The 16588-nt window shown below is 35.9% G+C and carries 18 protein-coding genes; 15 read left to right on the forward strand and 3 right to left on the reverse strand.

Features of this window, described 5'->3' with window-relative positions:
• The first annotated feature begins 1 nt into the window (after position 1).
• Entirely contained in the window at positions 2 to 577 is a 576-nt protein-coding gene (locus tag CLAN_RS02285; RefSeq protein WP_100590492.1) for an NAD(P)H-dependent oxidoreductase, read from the forward strand.
• A 224-nt stretch (positions 578 to 801) separates the two neighbouring features.
• On the opposite strand, the gene CLAN_RS02290 is transcribed toward CLAN_RS02285, so the two are convergent.
• The 3 genes from CLAN_RS02290 to dnaG are packed head-to-tail and all read right to left on the reverse strand — an operon-like array spanning position 802 to position 4247.
• Positions 802 to 1635: a radical SAM/SPASM domain-containing protein gene (locus CLAN_RS02290; protein ID WP_167368920.1), complete on the reverse strand. Its 834-nt coding sequence runs from the start codon at positions 1633 to 1635 to the stop codon at positions 802 to 804.
• Between the two features lie 9 nt (positions 1636 to 1644).
• Entirely contained in the window at positions 1645 to 2628 is a 984-nt protein-coding gene (locus CLAN_RS02295; protein ID WP_100590493.1) for an ATP-binding protein, read from the reverse strand.
• Positions 2625 to 4247 carry a DNA primase gene (gene dnaG / locus CLAN_RS02300; protein ID WP_100590494.1) on the reverse strand — a complete coding sequence of 541 codons (1623 nt, stop codon included), beginning with the start codon at positions 4245 to 4247 and terminating at the stop codon, positions 2625 to 2627. The genes CLAN_RS02295 and dnaG overlap by 4 nt, the downstream gene beginning before the upstream one ends.
• Before the next feature lie 60 nt (positions 4248 to 4307).
• Between dnaG and CLAN_RS02305 the strand changes: the two genes are divergently transcribed.
• From CLAN_RS02305 to CLAN_RS02370, 14 genes are all read left to right on the forward strand, one after another.
• Positions 4308 to 5309 carry a tetratricopeptide repeat protein gene (locus tag CLAN_RS02305; protein ID WP_100590495.1) on the forward strand — a complete coding sequence of 334 codons (1002 nt, stop codon included), beginning with the start codon at positions 4308 to 4310 and terminating at the stop codon, positions 5307 to 5309.
• Entirely contained in the window at positions 5287 to 5712 is a 426-nt protein-coding gene (gene rnhA / locus CLAN_RS02310) for a ribonuclease HI (RefSeq protein ID WP_086232231.1), read from the forward strand. Before CLAN_RS02305 ends, rnhA begins: the two co-directional genes overlap by 23 nt.
• An 11-nt stretch (positions 5713 to 5723) precedes the next feature.
• Positions 5724 to 6401, forward strand: coding sequence for a ribonuclease III (rnc, locus tag CLAN_RS02315; RefSeq protein ID WP_086228372.1), 678 nt, complete (start codon positions 5724 to 5726; stop codon positions 6399 to 6401).
• A 3-nt stretch (positions 6402 to 6404) separates the two neighbouring features.
• On the forward strand, positions 6405 to 7475 hold the full coding sequence (gene aroC, locus CLAN_RS02320) for a chorismate synthase (RefSeq protein WP_100590496.1): 1071 nt from the start codon (positions 6405 to 6407) through the stop codon (positions 7473 to 7475).
• A gap of 23 nt (positions 7476 to 7498) precedes the next feature.
• Positions 7499 to 8617, forward strand: coding sequence for an N-acetyl sugar amidotransferase (locus CLAN_RS02325; RefSeq protein ID WP_096022215.1), 1119 nt, complete (start codon positions 7499 to 7501; stop codon positions 8615 to 8617).
• A gap of 52 nt (positions 8618 to 8669) precedes the next feature.
• On the forward strand, positions 8670 to 9287 hold the full coding sequence (locus tag CLAN_RS02330) for a UPF0323 family lipoprotein (protein ID WP_100590497.1): 618 nt from the start codon (positions 8670 to 8672) through the stop codon (positions 9285 to 9287).
• A 55-nt stretch (positions 9288 to 9342) separates the two neighbouring features.
• Positions 9343 to 9558, forward strand: a complete 216-nt coding sequence (locus CLAN_RS02335; RefSeq protein ID WP_100590498.1) for a hypothetical protein — start codon at positions 9343 to 9345, stop codon at positions 9556 to 9558.
• 270 nt (positions 9559 to 9828) lie between these two features.
• Positions 9829 to 11112, forward strand: coding sequence for a major outer membrane protein (locus CLAN_RS02340; RefSeq protein WP_100590499.1), 1284 nt, complete (start codon positions 9829 to 9831; stop codon positions 11110 to 11112).
• Between the two features lie 738 nt (positions 11113 to 11850).
• Positions 11851 to 12900, forward strand: coding sequence for a flagellar basal body P-ring protein FlgI (locus CLAN_RS02345; RefSeq protein WP_170000563.1), 1050 nt, complete (start codon positions 11851 to 11853; stop codon positions 12898 to 12900).
• A 38-nt stretch (positions 12901 to 12938) separates the two neighbouring features.
• Positions 12939 to 13193, forward strand: coding sequence for a rod-binding protein (locus CLAN_RS02350; RefSeq protein ID WP_390885750.1), 255 nt, complete (start codon positions 12939 to 12941; stop codon positions 13191 to 13193).
• Between the two features lie 55 nt (positions 13194 to 13248).
• Complete coding sequence (locus CLAN_RS02355; protein WP_096022399.1) at positions 13249 to 13452, forward strand: flagellar biosynthesis anti-sigma factor FlgM; 204 nt, start codon at positions 13249 to 13251, stop codon at positions 13450 to 13452.
• 39 nt (positions 13453 to 13491) lie between these two features.
• Entirely contained in the window at positions 13492 to 13938 is a 447-nt protein-coding gene (gene flgN / locus CLAN_RS02360) for a flagellar export chaperone FlgN (RefSeq protein ID WP_100590500.1), read from the forward strand.
• 1 nt (position 13939) lies between these two features.
• Positions 13940 to 15796, forward strand: a complete 1857-nt coding sequence (gene flgK / locus CLAN_RS02365; RefSeq protein ID WP_100590501.1) for a flagellar hook-associated protein FlgK — start codon at positions 13940 to 13942, stop codon at positions 15794 to 15796.
• Complete coding sequence (locus CLAN_RS02370; RefSeq protein WP_096017850.1) at positions 15796 to 16566, forward strand: TIGR02757 family protein; 771 nt, start codon at positions 15796 to 15798, stop codon at positions 16564 to 16566. The genes flgK and CLAN_RS02370 overlap by 1 nt, the downstream gene beginning before the upstream one ends.
• The last annotated feature ends 22 nt before the right edge of the window (positions 16567 to 16588 follow it).

Here is a 16588-nt window from a genome sequence, read left to right on the forward strand (position 1 = left end):
AATGAAAGTATTAATTTTAGATGGTGGCAAAAAATTTGGTTGTAGCGGTGGCAAGCTAAATACCTTGCTTTGCGATGTAGCAAGTAGTGAGCTAGAGGCTAAGGGATATGAGGTTATCCGCACCAAAATAGATGATGGCTATGAAGTAGAGAGTGAGGTACAAAAGCTCATCCAAAGCGATATAATCATCTTTCAATACCCTGGCTGGTGGATGAGTGCGCCGTGGATTGTCAAAAAATATCTAGATGAGGTTTTGTCAGCTGCAGCGCCACACTTGACAAAAAGCGATGGTCGCCACGCTAATGACCCGGAGCATGGATATGGCACAGGCGAGAAAACAGCGAAGAAAAAATATATGATAAGCACCACTTGGAATGCGCCAATTACGGCCTTTAATGATAAAAATGATTTTTTTGAAGGGCGTGGGTGTGATGGTGTAACCTTTACTATGCACAAAGCGATGGAGTATTGCGGGATGAAAGCGCTGCCTAGCTTTATGTGTAATGATGTGGAAAAAAATCCAAAAGTAGATGAGTATATTAGTAACTATAAAGCACATATAAGGGCGAATTTTTAGAGAATTTTAGCGAATTTATAGAGATTTTATAATTAAATTTGCTAGGTTTAAAAAGGTTAGGGGGCTGGAATTTAAGGCTCTCTGGCTTAAAATTAATTTAAAAAGTCAAATTTTAGTGGTGAATTTAAATTTTGTAATTTAGATTTTGCTTAAATAATTTGAATTTTATCTTGAGTAAGGATAAGTTTGCTAGGATTTGAAAATTTCAAAACAATAAGCGATATTTAGTCCAAAGTTGCCTTATATTCGCATTTTTGGCATAGATTTTCTATCGCTTTTCCTTGTTTAAATCCATCTATTATAGCCTTAGCTTTTGGGGAATTTATTATCTCATTTAGGCTATTTTGGCCGATATTGCCTAAGTTTATCCTAGCGTTAGCATCTACGCAACAAGGCACCACGATTCCGCTACTTTTAATGCCGATTTGTGAGATTAGGCCGTGGCAATATTTACTTGGATTTTGTGAGTTTGGCTCTCTCCACTCAAAATACTCTTTAAAAACCAAAAATATCTTATAGGCTAGGCGAACTCTACTCTCATTATAACCGATTTTCACTCCAAAAAACTGCTCAAATTTAGCCTTAATCATCTCAAATTTAGGCTCATTTATCATATGTTTTTGGATTCTAAAATTGATAAAAATTTCACTTTTTATCTCTTGAGTAAATTGACAAAAAGCTAGTAAATCATCTATATAATTTTCGCTAAATTTAGCATTTTTATCCACAAAGGCGCTTAGAGAAAATGAAATTTGATGAGCCTTGCTAAGTGCGTTAAAATCATGCTTTTTAAGGTATTTGCCCGTTGTGACTAGATCTATTTTAAAGCCCTTATCATAAGCTAAGCTTAGATATTGATTTAGATTTAAATTTGCTAGCGGATCGCCTAATAGATGAAGGCAAATCGCCCTTGTCTTGCCCCTTATCTGTGATAAAATTCGCTCATAAAGTCCCAAATCCATAGAGCCAAATTTGGCTAAATTTAGAGATGGACAAAAGCTACACTCACATCCGCAAATATCGCTTATCTCTATATAGACTTTTTGGAATTTTGCCACTCAAATAACCTAGATAAAATATCTCGCAGCTTCGCTTTTATCGCATTTTGTGGCTTGGATTATGCTACTAGCTATCTTAATTTCATAAATTAAATTTGGCTCACTTTTACAATAGCTTATAGCTAGATTTGCGGCTAATTGTTTATCATTATCGCTTGCGTTTTTATCTATAAAGCTCCTAGCACCGATAATATCGCCACAATCTATGATATCCATCTTTTGAAGTTTTAAAGCTTCAAGCTTAGAATTATCATTTTGATCCCTACCAATTATCATTTTAGCGCCATCTGGTAGCCTTAAATGCCTGCCATATCTTAGGCTTTGAAGGTCGTCTTCGCTCATATTTTTATCATATTTGATAAAATCCCTAATTCTATTACTAAAGCCCTCCATCGTGTATGGACAGCCCCCACCAGGGCTTTCAAAATCGCTAAATCCAAATTCCTTTGCTAGGCTAAGTTGCGGCGATCTATTGCGACCATTTAAGCCCAAAAGCTTATCTCTATCCACCCATCCTTCACGCTCTGGCAAAGTAGGCTTTAATAGCTTAGCACAAAGTGGCCTAAGAATGATATCATCTCTATCATCGGCTAGATTTTTGACATGTACCATCGCATCATTTCGCTGACTCATCGGTCTTTGGCCTACGACTTCTCCACTAATTACAAAACTAGCATTATAATCATCAAGCATAGAAATAGCCGTTCTAAACATAAACCCATGGCAATCAATACATGGATTAAACTGCTTTCCATATCCAAATTTAGGATTAAATAGCACATCTTGGAGATATTTGCTACGCACATTTACACTCTCAAATGTAGCCCCTGCCATCGCTGCTCTTTTGGCTAGAGTTTCATTTTTAACTGGGTCTGAGCCAAATCCTATATCTATATTTAGAGCATGGACCTCTATGTCTTGTAGTGAAATTAACTTCATAGCTAGCATACTATCAAGGCCGCCGCTAAATAGCGCTAAACACTTTCTTTTCATCTTTTTCCTTTCAAAATTGATATTCTTTTTTTACACTCGATAATCTCTTCGATACTAAGCCTGCCACTCTTTAAAAGCCCTTCATAATACCTAATAGCAAGTGGTCTAATGGCGCTATGTAGATCTTCAACACTCTTATACTCTTCTAAATTTTCATATAATTCAAGCTCCCTTATATGCTCGTTATTTGAGCTTTGTGAGCCTGTAACTGCTCTATAAGTGGCTTTATCTTTGAAAATTTCAACCCCGTAATAGCGTTTGACAACTTCGCAAAATTCAGGATTTATAAGCATATTTTTTAAAATTGATAGCTCGGCGATATCTTTTTGTTCTGTGAATTTGATGGGTGGATTTAAATTTGTTGAGCTAGGTTTTGAGCTTGATCTACTTAAGCTAAATGAGCCTGGCTCAATCTTTAAAAGAGTTACTACTAAAGAGTTATAAGATTGAGCCACAATAGGATCAAGATTAAAGCTAAATTCCTGTATAGCCCTAAGAGCTTTGGCCTTTTCTAATGGGCTTTGAGGGTTTAAATTCGCAATAAGCTCTCTTATATAAAACTCCCCAAGCTCCATTCCGCCTTTTAATATCTCTTTTAGCTCCATCTCTTTGCCACTTGCTACTAGCTCGGCTGGGTCTTTGCCACCGCTGATTAAGACAACCTTACCATCGATTTGATGCTCTACTAGCAATTTTGAGCTTTTAAAGGCCGCATTAACTCCAGCTGCGTCGCTATCAAAGCTTAAAGTAACCTTGATATCACCCCTTTTAATTAATGGGATATGCTTTTGAGTGAGAGCCGTGCCAAGCACTGCTACAGCGTTATTTACCCCAGCAGCATGTAGCATGATACAATCCATATAGCCTTCGCAAATCACCATTGATTGAGATCTATATATCTCGCTTTTAGCCTTGTCATATCCGTAAAATATCTTAGATTTATCAAAAATTTGGCTTTGTGGGCTATTGATATATTTGGCCGGATTATCGCTAATGGTGCGACCTCCAAAGCCTACTAAACTCCCAAGGTGGTTATATATAGGAAATGTTATGCGATTGATAAAACTAGCATAATATCCATTTTCATTCTCTTTTATAGCGCCTACCTCTAAGGCTTCTTTTGGCTCTATGCCTTCATTTTGAAGCAAATTTAGTGTATTTTGCGAAGATGCCGCCCAGCCAAGCTCCCATTTTTCTATGATAGAATCAGTTATAGAGCGGTGTTTTAGATAGTTTAGAGCCTCGCTATTTTTGTATAAAAGTATTTTATAGTGTAAATTTAAATTCTCTAAAATCTTTTTATCTACTTTTAATTCACTTTTGCTACTTGTGTATTCTAAGCTTACATTATAGATGGATGCTAACTTCTCGATAGCTTCAGCATATCCTAGCTTCTCATATTCCATTACAAACTTAATCGCATCTCCACCGGCCTTACATGAAAAGCAGTGATATATCCCTTTGCTTGGGCTAATTGACATTGATGGGTGCTTGTCGTTGTGAAATGGACAGACGCAAACGAAATTTGCGCCGGATTTTTTAAGCGGTATATAGCTACCTATTACATCAACAATATCAACTATATTTTTTAAATTTTCTATACTATTTTTAGAGATCATAAGCGAGATTATACATTGATTTAGCTATAATCGCCATTAAATTTCGTAAGGTTTTTAGATTTGGACTTTTTTTTCATTGAGTATAGAGATCCGATTTTTGGGCTTATTGTTCTTTTTAGCGTTTTGCTTTTGATAGCGATTTTAAGCTATTTTTGGGGTGTTTTTTCGCTCAAAGATCAAAAGAGTAATATAGATAAATTTGTCAATAAATTCACCCCGCAACTAGAGCAAAAATATCAAAATATGCTATTAAATCTTGATATAGACTCCAATTCGCTTGTTAATTTAGCTGGGATTTTTGCTAAAAATGGGGATTTTAATAAAGCGATTAGTATATATTTAATCGCCCTTAAAAAGGCGGTTAAAAATGATGAAAAAGAGCTTGTATTTTTAAATTTAGGTAAAGCCTATTTAAAAGCTGGATTTATAGAGCGATCCACAGAAGTTTTCTTAGAATCCATTAGATTAAGAGCCAAAAATATTGATGCTCTTAGCCACCTTGGATTGGGATTTGAGAAGCTTAAAATGTATCAAAAAAGCCTTGAAGTCTTAGACGCTTTAAGCGAACAAGGCGTAGCCGTAGCTGCTCAAATCGCATATACAAAGGCCTTAGAGATCAAAAATTCCAAAATGGAATTTGATAAAAAAATAGCAAAATTAGATAGATTAACGGGTGAATTTAATCTAATAAATCGTATGATTTTAGAGCTTTATATAGCAAATAATAAAGATATAAATGAGATAAAATCCAAGCCAAATTTGGATAATTGTATAGATATTTTGTATCTTAATGATGGAGTTTTAGATGGTGATGAGTATAAAGAGCTTTATAGCGCTAAGGGGCTAAATAACGCTCAAATCACTGATTTTAATTTAAATCTTTTAAAGGTCGCTAGAGATAATAACCTTAATGCTACTTTAAGTTTTAGTTATATCTGTAAGGAGTGTAAAGGCTCATATCCTCTATTTTTTTATCGGTGTAATCACTGCGCTAGGCTAGGAAGTTGTGCTATTATCCCAAATGTTATAAAGGAGAGCGATGAAAATAGTATCTCTTTTTAGCGATGGTAGTTGCTTAAATAACCCTGGAAATGGCGGCTGGGCCTATATCTTAGAATATGAAAAATATACCAAAAATGATAGCGGAGCAGTGCTAGATACCACAAATAACCAAATGGAGCTTTTGGCCATCATCAATGGCTTAAAAGCCCTAAAAGAGCCTTGTATCGTCAATCTCTACACAGATAGTAGCTACGCTGCAAATGGGATTAACTCTTGGCTAGATGGATGGAAAAAGAAGAGCTTTAAAAATGTCAAAAATATAGAGCTTTGGCAAGAGATAGATAGATTAACTCAAATTCACAAAGTCAAAGCCCACTGGATCAAAGCCCACGCCGGCCATCCACAAAATGAGTTATGCGACAAACTAGCCAAAGATGCAGCGATGAAGCTTACAAAGGATTAAAAAGGATTATTATGGATAAACTAAGAGAGATTCAAAAGCTTTTAAAATATAAATTTAAAAATATAAATTTGCTCAAAGAGGCCATAACTCACAAAAGTATCAAAAGCTCTATCAATAACGAACGGCTTGAGTTTTTAGGTGATGCGGTGTTGGATTTGATAGTAGGTGAGTATCTATATCACAAATTTAAAGGCAAAAGCGAAGGCGACTTAAGCAAATTAAGAGCCTCACTAGTCAATGAAGATAGCCTTGCTAAGATAGCCAAAGAGCTAAGACTTGGCGAGTTTTTATATCTTTCAACCGCTGAAGAAAATAACGGCGGCAGAGAGAAACAAAGCCTAATAAGCGATGCTTTAGAAGCCTTGATGGGGGCTATATATTTAGAGAGTGGATTAGAAAAAGTGAAGAGCATATTTATAGCTTTATTAGAAGCAAATTTCCCTGATATCAGCTTAAATCTAACTAAAGATTACAAAACAACTCTTCAAGAACTCACCCAAGCCAAGATAGGCTTAGCACCAAAATATGAGCTAATAAGCTCAAGTGGGCCAGATCATAAAAAAAGCTTTGAAATGGCGGTGATATTAGAGGGCAAAGAGATCGCAAGAGCCATAGGAAATAGCAAAAAATCAGCCGAGCAGGCTTGCGCTTTAAAGGCCTTAGAGATACTAAATTCAATGAAAGGATAGCTATTGAATACATTTGGGACTAAATTTAGATTAAGCACATTTGGCGAAAGCCACGGCGTAGCTATAGGCGGCGTGATAGATGGGATTCCAGCCGGTATTAAAGTTGATATGAGCTTTATCCAAAGTGAGCTTGATAGGCGTCGCCCCGGTGGCAAATACGCCACTTCAAGAAAAGAGAGTGATAAGATAGAGATTTTAAGCGGAATTTATGATGGTTTTACCACCGGTTGCCCTATTGGCTTTATAGTGGCTAATACCTCTCAACACTCCAAAGATTATGATAATATCAAAGATCTATTTCGCCCAGGGCATGCTGATTATACATATTTTGCTAAATTTGGGATTAGAGATCATAGGGGTGGTGGCAGAAGTAGCGCTAGAGAGAGTGTAGCAAGGGTTGCTGGTGGGGCGTTTGCGGGGTTGCTTTTAAGAGAATTTGATATAGATATCCAAAGTTGCGTAAGGCAAATTGGCGATATAAAAGCTGATAAAATTGACTTTGAATTTGCGAATTCTAGTGAGATTTTTTGGGCTGATGAATCCACAGAAGAGAGTGCTAAAGAGCTAATACTAAATACCAAAAATTCAAATGATAGCCTTGGGGCTAGTGTTTTAACTATCATCAAAAACGCTCCCGCTGGACTAGGCGAAGTGCTATATAATAAGCTTGATGCCGCTTTAGCTAATGCTATGATGGGGATAAATGGAGTAAAGGCTGTAGAGATAGGAGATGGGATAAGCGTGGCTAATATGCTTGGAAGTCAAAATAATGATTATATAGATAAAAGCGGCTTTATAACCAATCATTGTGGCGGAATTTTAGGCGGTATTAGTAATGGCAGCGATATTGTGATTAAGAGCTATTTTAAGCCAACGCCGAGCATTTTTAAGGCTCAACCAACTCTAAATTTAAATGGTGATGAGACGATATGTGAGCTTCGTGGCAGACATGATCCATGTATTGGAGTGCGTGGAAGCGTGGTAGCTACGGCAATGGCAAGGCTAGTTATAGCTGATATGTTGCTTTTAAACGCAACTTCAAATTTAAATAATTTAAAAAGGATATATAGATGAATGGAGATTTTAGGGGGGGGGTAATGCGATATTGTGATTTTTGCGTTATGCCTGATAGCAGACCGGGGATTAAATTTACTACCTTAGATGATGGAAGACTTAAATGTAGTGCGTGTATAAATCACGAAAATAAGAAAAATATCGATTACAAATCTAGATTTAAAGAGCTTGAAGCTTTATGCGATAAGCACAGAGGCCGAAATGGCAAAAATGACTATGACTGCGCTATTGCTGTAAGTGGCGGTAAGGATAGTCACTTTCAAGTCCATATCATGAAAGAGGTTTTAGGGATGAATCCGGTGCTTTTTAGCGTTGAGGATAACTTCACAATGACAAAAGCTGGTAAGAGTAATTTAAGAAATTTAAGCGAAGAATTTGGCTGTCATATAATATCTTTAAAACCAAATATCAAAACCCAAAAAGCCCTAATGCTCTACACATTTGAAAAATACGGCAAACCAACATGGTATATAGATCGCCTTATATATAGTTATCCATTTGCTATGGCGGCGAAATTTAATACTCCGCTTTTGGTATATGGCGAAAATGTGAGCTACGAGTATGGTGGTAGCGACGCAGTAGAGACTCCAAGCGCTAAAGATATATTTTTAAATGGCGTAGCAAGTGATATTGATTTAAGTGGCGTAGATATAGACCTTAAAGATTTACAACTATTCTATGACCCAAATAACCCAAATTTAGATATAGATAGCCTTGAGCCTATATATCTAAGTTATTTTATCAAGTGGAATTCATACTCTAATTATATCTTTGCTAAAAGCAGAGGCTTTAGCGATTTAAAGAGCGAATGGGATAGAACTCACACTATAGAAGATTTCGATCAAGTAGATAGCGTAGCATATATTGTCCATGCCTGGATGAAATATCCTAAATTTGGCCACGCCACGGCTACTGACTACGCTGCTAGGCTAGTTAGATATGGACTGATGAGTAGAGATAAAGCAATCGAGCTAGTCAAAGAGAGAGACCACGCACTAGACCCTAGATGCGTGGAGGATTTTTGTAATTTTATAGGCATTAGCAAATCCAAATTTTGGCAAATTGTAGAAAAACACTATAACAAAGATATATTTGCTAAAAATGAATTTGGCGAGTATAAGATAAAATATGGGATAAGTTAAATTTGAATTTAATCTATATTTTTATAATTTCACTTTAATTTAAAGGGCAAAGATGAAGCATATCAAAAGATTAAAAGATATAAGCATAGCTAGCGGTGTGGGCGCTATAATAGCATTTGGTTTAGCAGGATGCGGCGAGTCTAATAGCACAAACACAGCCCAAACTATCCAAAAACAAGGCGCAACCGTATTTATAGAAAAAACAAGCGATGGAAGTTATAAAATAGCAGATGAATTCCCAAGTAATGATACTAGAGTATTTTTACGAGAGAGCGATGCTAATGGCGTAATGAGTGAAAGATTATTAAGCCAAGCTGAAATAGACAAACTTCTTCAAGAAGAAAACGCCAAAATAGACGCCGGCACTAGCGGTCTGACAAACTCAAATTTAAGTAGCGGAAATGGTGGCTTAGGTCTAGGCGAAGCGATCCTAGCTAGTGCGGCTGGTGCGATAATAGGTAGTTGGATCGGCTCAAAACTCTTTAATAACCCAACCTACCAAAACTCACGCCAAGGCGCATACAACAACCCAAGCACATACAACAGAAGCGTAAATAGCTTTAACAAAGCCTCCACCGCAGCTTCTGCCACAAAAGCCGGTAGCAACGCTAGAAGCGGATTTTTCGGCGGTGGAAGCGGAAGTGGCTCAAGCCAAGCCACTGGCGGATGATATTTTGGTCTAAAATTTGCTTGTATTGTGTAAATTCACAATACAAGGCTAAAATATGACAATAGACAATGAGCTAACCACAAAATTAATAAAAATAGCCACAAATCAAGCCAAATTTGATGAAAGCGGCAAATTTGATGAAATTTTACAAAATTTACAAGAGATAAAAAATGGGTCTAGCGATACCAGCTCTGCTATCTCAAATGCCGCCAAAGAGGCAAATAATGACGCGCCAAACTTTTTGCTACATTTGACTTTACACAAGCGATGAATCAGCTTTTATACGGAAATTTAGATGATAATGAACGCTCAAAACTAATAGCTAAGATGGAAAAAATCGCAAAAAGAGTTTAATATAGCCCAAATTTACCGCTAATAAGCAAATAAATTTAGTGATTTTAACGCTATTGATTTAAACTAATCCCTTATAAAGATTGCTAAATTTTGGTAAATAATAGGTAATAATTTATCAAATTTTTAGTAAATATTGAATGATAAATTATTATAATTTATAAATTTATATTTAAATATGGAGATAAAAATGAAATTAGTCAAACTAAGCTTATTTGCTATTATAAGCGTAGCTACCATCTCAAGCATATCAAACGCTAAGACGCTTGAAGATAATAAAAAAAGTGGGTATTCTCATTTAACCACTTCAAGCGTGTCAAGTGCTGGGATACTTGAAGAGACTATTAAAAATATAGATATATCAGGGTATTCAAGATATAGGTATGATAGTGAATATAATGATATTGAAGGTCATATTAATAAGCATAGATTTACATCTGATATAAATTTTCAATCTGCTTTAGATGATAACTTCTTTGGCGTTATCGGCTTTAGATATGATAGCGGTGATAACTCTGGCGAAAATTCTGACGCTGCTACCCAGGTAGGGACAAATGATACAGGCTTTAACTATGATAATTATGGTCAAACATTCAATGTTCGCCAATTCTATCTAGGATACAAAGCTGGCAACACTACTATCACAGCTGGTCGCCAAGTGCTAGGTACATTCTTCACTGATGATATGGTAGGTACTGGTATTAAAGTGCTTAATAACGATATTAACGGGCTTACTTTAGCTGGTATGGCATTTGATAACCTTCAAAATGATAATGATATTAGGACAAGATTTTATTTCATCGGCAATAAAAACTCCCCGCAACCAGAATTTATAACCGATAGAAATCTCTATAGTGTAGCTGCTATTGGCTCATATAATCTAGTTAGCTTCCAACTATGGTATGCCGCTATTGATAGCGTAGCTCAACTATATGCTACTGATTTACTAATAGGAACAAATATAGCTGATATAGACCTAAGCTTGCAAGCTCAATACGCCACTTCAAGTATGTGGGCAGAAAATTTTAGACTTGGTGTAGTGTTGCCTTTAGATGATGCTAAATTTGCAGCTATAGAAGCTGGCGCTAAAGCTTTTGGCTTTGATGCGAATGCTGGTTATGTATGGTTTGATACAGATGAAGTGTCGTTCATCTCATTTGAAGACCAAGGTAGTTTTATAGATGCTGGTGAAAATATACTAGAATACTCTTTAATAATTGGCGAAAGTAAATATTGGTTTTTAAAAGCTGGTTATACATTTGCTAACAAAGTAAGAGTAGGTGCTGATTATGTATCTGGCGAAGTAATACGCAAAAGAATCAACTCAACTGTCAATGAGTACGAAGCCGTAGCTAGAGTGGATTATAAATATAGCAAAAAGCTAAATTTTAAAGCTTGGTATTCATATATTGATAGAGACTCAATTATAGGAGATTATAAACATTTAAGATTTGAAGCTAGATATAATTTTTAATTTTATAGCACCCCCCCCCACAAAACCAGCGAATGCGACCCCTTTAGGAGTGGTTTCCTTGAGTGGGTGACCCCCTATTTTTTACTTCGCAGCTGAGCTAAGCCCAGCTTTGCGACAAAATTTTCGCAATAGGCGCCGTCTTGCAGATGAAACGACGGCGAAAATTTGGAATGTGACCCATTCGCCCTTGATCCCACCTAAAGCCCCACTTCGTGGGGCGCCCCAATTCTTTGCCCGAAATTTTTTAGAAATTTGAATTTTAAATTTATATTTCTTTTTTTGCGGATTTAAATTTTTGAAATATGAGAGAAATCTAAATTTTTCTTTTCTTTTTTAAGTGGGAAGGGGTACCCCATTTATGGGGACTTTAGCGTTTGCTACTTTAGCACGGACTTTGTTCGTGCGTTAAAAGTAGATAAAAATAAAAAGCGCTTTTTTGGCAGATGAGTAGTATGGTAGCTAAACGATACAAATTATCGTTTAGCTATGCTACGAATGATAGTAACGCAATGGCTCCTCACTCTCCTTTTTTTAACAACCCCTAACCCCATGTAAAAGCCTTTTAAGGTTAATTATTCCAAATGTTCTCCGTAAAATAACCATTTAAGGTTATTTTGCTATTGCGAAAATTTTGTCAAAATTCATAATTTTTGCGTTAATTTGGTATTGATATATTTGGAATAATAATTGCTTAAATTATGGAAATTAATATAAAATGCTTAAAATTAGGGGCTTGTGATGAAGATTATAAAAATCACGCTTTTATCGCTTTTGATAGCGGTTGCGGCTAAGGCTGCGGCGATTAAAGATTTGGCTAGTGTTGTAGGTGTGCGTGACAACCAGCTAATCGGTTATGGTTTGGTAGTGGGGCTAAATGGAACAGGCGATGGTAGTAGTAGCGAATTTACCATTCAATCACTATCAAATATGCTTCAAACAGTAAATGTAAAAATAGATCCAAATGATATTAAATCCAAAAATACCGCCGCTGTGATGGTAACGGCTAAATTACCGCCATTTGCTAGACAAGGAGATAATTTGGATGTTACTGTTAGCTCTATTGGTGATGCGAAAAATTTAATTGGCGGGACGCTTTTGCTAACTGCGTTAAAAGGTGTTGATGGCGATATTTATGCTTTGGCGCAAGGGGCTTTGACACTTGGTGGCTCTACGGCAAAAGGTGGTAATCATCCAACGGTTGCAACTATAATGAGCGGGGCTTTGGTAGAAAAAGAGGTTGTATATGATATCTATAATAAGCCAAATGCGAATTTAAGTTTAAAAAATTCTAGTTTTCAAACTGCGATTGATATGCAAAATGCGATAATAGCGAAATTCGGCGCTAATTCGGCTACGGCTTTAGATCCTAGAACTATTAGCTTAAATAAGCCAGATAGGATTAGTATGGTTGAGTTTTTGGCTAGTGTGCTTGAGATTGAGATGGATTATAAATCTGAAGATAAGGTGATTATAGATGAGAGAACTGGAACGGTAGTTAGTGGGGTTAATATCAAGGTTGAGCCTGTGATTATCTCTCATGGAGCTATCACAATACAGATTGATGATGGTGGATATGATCCGGCAGCTATGGCAGCAGGTGATGTGGATATCGGAAATGTAGCGATAAATACAAATACAAATATGATAAAAATCAATCAAAAAGATATAACAGTTGCTAATATTACAAGGGCTTTAAATAAGCTTGGTGCTACGCCAAAAGAGATAATAGCAATTATTGAGAATTTAAAACGCGCCGGAGCGATTCACGCTGGTGTGGAGGTGATATGATGAGAGTAGATAATACTATGGCTTTAAATGCCTATAATATGGCAAATACCCAAAATTTAGGTAAAGAAAAAGCAGTTGATGATGCAGCGCTAAGGGAGCAAACTGATGCTTTTGAGGCGTTTTTGGTTAAGGAGGTTTTAGATATTGCGTTAAAAAATGAAAATCCGCTATTTCCAAAAGATCCAGGGGATAAAATTTACAATTCTATGTATAATGATGCGATTAGCAAGTCTTTAAGTGGTGGATTTGGGTTTTCGCAGATGTTGTATGATTTTTTGAAAGAGAGAGCCTAAATAAAAGTTGAATTTTTCCGATTTAGCTTAAATAAATTAGCTAAAAGGAATTATAATGATAGGTTCTATAAAAGCAGGCGCTATCTATAATAACAATGTAATAACGCCAAAAAACGAAGATAAAAAAAACCAAGAAATATCACAAACTCAAAGTAGCAATAATAGTAGAATAAAAGAGTTAGCCGCACAGATAAAAAGCGGAGAGTATAAGGTGGATATAAACGCCCTTTCTGAAAAAATCGCTGATTCTTTAATCTAATTTCATTTTGCTTCTTTGGGGTATCAAAGGAGCAAAATTATGGTAAAACGATATTTAGATGAAGCGATATCAGAGCTTAATGAGTTAATTTCAATCACAAATCAAGATATACAAAATATACAAAAAGCTGACCACTCATGTGTAGATGAACACACTAAGAAAAAAAATGAGTTAGTCCGCAAATTCGAAAAGACAAAATCCAAATTAGATAGCGAGTTAATCAAATTAGCACAAGCAAATAGCGGAACAGATCTTGCTAGTATCTTATCAGATGAGATAAAAGATAAGCTAGGTGAGTTAAGAAGCTCTTTAGAGTTACTTCAAAAAGTCAATAAAGAGTACGCGAAATCCGTAGTAGTAGTAAAGGAATTTTACGACTCATTGCTTAAAGCGATGTTAGGAGCGCAAAATGGCGCTAGCTCGTATGGCGATGATAAAAGCTCTAGCCTAGCTGATGCTGAAAAACTACTTAAATTAAGGGTTTGATATGGGAATTTTCGATTCTTTATATACAGGAGTAAGTGGGCTAAATGCGGCTCAAATTCAAATTCAAGTAACAGGTCAAAATATCACCAATGTAAATAGTGATTACTACACACGCCAAAGGGTAGTCCAATCAGCTGCTAATCCACTAAATACAACTCCTGGCGATATCGGTCTTGGGACTAAGGTTGATACTATTATTAGAATTCATGATGAATTTACCTTTACCAAGCTTAAAAATTCAGCTTCAAATAAAGAGAGTACCGCTTATAAAGAGCAGATTTTAAAAGAGATTGCTCAAAGATTTCCGGATTTACAAGATACTGGTTTGTTAAATGATATCCAAAATTACTACCAAGCGTGGAATGATTTTGCTTCTCACTCGTATGAGTCAAGCCAAAAGGCAAATTTGTTAAATATCACTACAACTTTGACAAATAGGATAAATGATACAGCCTATCAATTACAAAGCATTCACTCAAAAATCAATGAAGATATAGTTTTGGCAGTGGATGAATTTAACCGCTTAGGTCAGCAAATCGCTGATTTAAATAAGCAAATTCAAGCCGCAGAGACCAAAGGTGGGACGGTGAATTCAAATGATTTAAGAGATAAGCGTGATCAATTAGAAGCCACAATGGCAAATTTAATGAATATCTCTACATTTAAAAATGATATACTATCTGATAGCAGATATGGTGGTAGTATGACTGACCAAGGTAGGGATTATACTCTTAGTATCGATGGTATAACTATAGTTGAAGGGACAAATTTTCACCCATTAAAGCTAGATACGCAAGGATCAAAAGATGGATTTGCTACGATTTATTATGAGTTAAATGATGAAACTAGAGTGGAGATGAGTAGCAAAATCACCAATGGCAAAGTAGGCGCTATGCTAGATATGCGTGGTAGAAATCTTGATGGTGAGGGGAATTTAACCGATGGGACTATCACTGATTTTAGAAATAATTTAGATACCTTTGCTACTACCATGATAGTAAATACAAACAATATCTACGCTCTATCAGCTCAAAATTCCATGACAAGTGTGGATGTCAAAAATATGCTACCAGAGACGCCACTACAAAATCACAGCTCATATATAAAAAGTGGTAGTTTCACTGTAAATGTGTATAATGCCACAGGCCAAGTAGTCGCTACAAAAACTATAAATATAGACGCTTCAACTACGATGGATGATACAAGGCAAGGTAATTCTATCGTATCGCAGTTTAACTCAAATATAGATGGAAATAACGATAATAACTTAAATAATGATTTGGATGATTATTTTGAGGCGATATATACTTATGATGAGAAAAATGGCACCGGGCATTTGGGATTTTTGCCTAAACAAGCTATAGGGGAATATACCATATCAATTGAGGATAATGGAACAAATTTCGCCGGTGTGTTTGGTATGAGTCAATTCTTTGAAGGTGATAAGGCTGCAAATATGCAAGTAGAGCAAAGCCTAAGAGCCGATAGCTCTAAAATCAAAGGAAACAAAGCCCCAATCGATGGCGATAACACAATGGCAAATGAGATGATACAGCTTCAAACTAAGCAAATAGATTTTGTCAATAAAGATGGTAGCGTTAAAAATGAGAGTATAGTTGGGTATTATCGATATTTGACTTCTGATATAGCTAGTAGGACCGAATCGGTAATAGCTCTAAACTCAACCAATCAATCTCTATATGCTAGTGTATATGCCGAGCATCAAAGCATTAGCGGGGTAAATATGGATGAGGAGTTATCAAATTTAATCCGCTTTCAAAGCAGCTATGGAGCCGCAGCTAAGATTATAACCACGGTTGATCAGATGCTTAATTCGCTTTTGAGTATTAAGCAGTGATGAATAGGCTCAAAATTGCCTTAGATGATGAACTATCTAGGGCAAATACCACTGATGGATTGTATAGTGCCGCTGATCCACTTCAAGTCGCTACTAAATTTAAAGATAATATCGGTATAACGCTTATTTGTGCTCTTTTTGCTTATGGTAATGCTAAGGCTATTGTGAAGTTTTTAAATAGTTTGGAATTTGATATTTTAAATTTAGATGAAAGTAAAATTTATGATTATATAACCAAAAACAGTTGGCTATATAGATTTCAAAATAGCATTGATGTAGCGCAAATTTTCATCACTATATCTAGGGCTAGAGAGCTAAATTTAGAAGAGATAATCGCTAAAAATATGCGAGATAATAAGATAATTTATGGTATAAATGGGCTAATAAAATCGCTATATAAATTAAATAATTATCGATCCACTGGGTATGAGTTTTTCTTTGGTAAGGTCTTTGATAATGAGCCAAAAAGCCCATACAAACGCTATAATATGTGGCTTAGATGGATGGTAAGGGATAGTGATATTGACCTTGGGGTGTTTAAAAATATTGATAAATCAAATTTAATCTTGCCACTTGATACCCACACTCACAAAGTCGCTCAAGCAATCGGTCTGTGCGATAGAAAGAGCTATGACTATAAGGCCGCAGAGCTAATTAGCAATAATCTTGCGATTTTTGATCCTAATGATCCGATTAAGTATGATTTTGCTCTATATCGCATTGGGCAAAGTGGCGCTTTAAAAGGGTTTTTGGAGCGGATAAAAGGGTAAATTTAATAAAAACTTGCTAATA

The organism is Campylobacter lanienae NCTC 13004, assembly GCF_002139935.1.
In the GTDB taxonomy this organism is placed as follows: domain Bacteria; phylum Campylobacterota; class Campylobacteria; order Campylobacterales; family Campylobacteraceae; genus Campylobacter; species Campylobacter lanienae.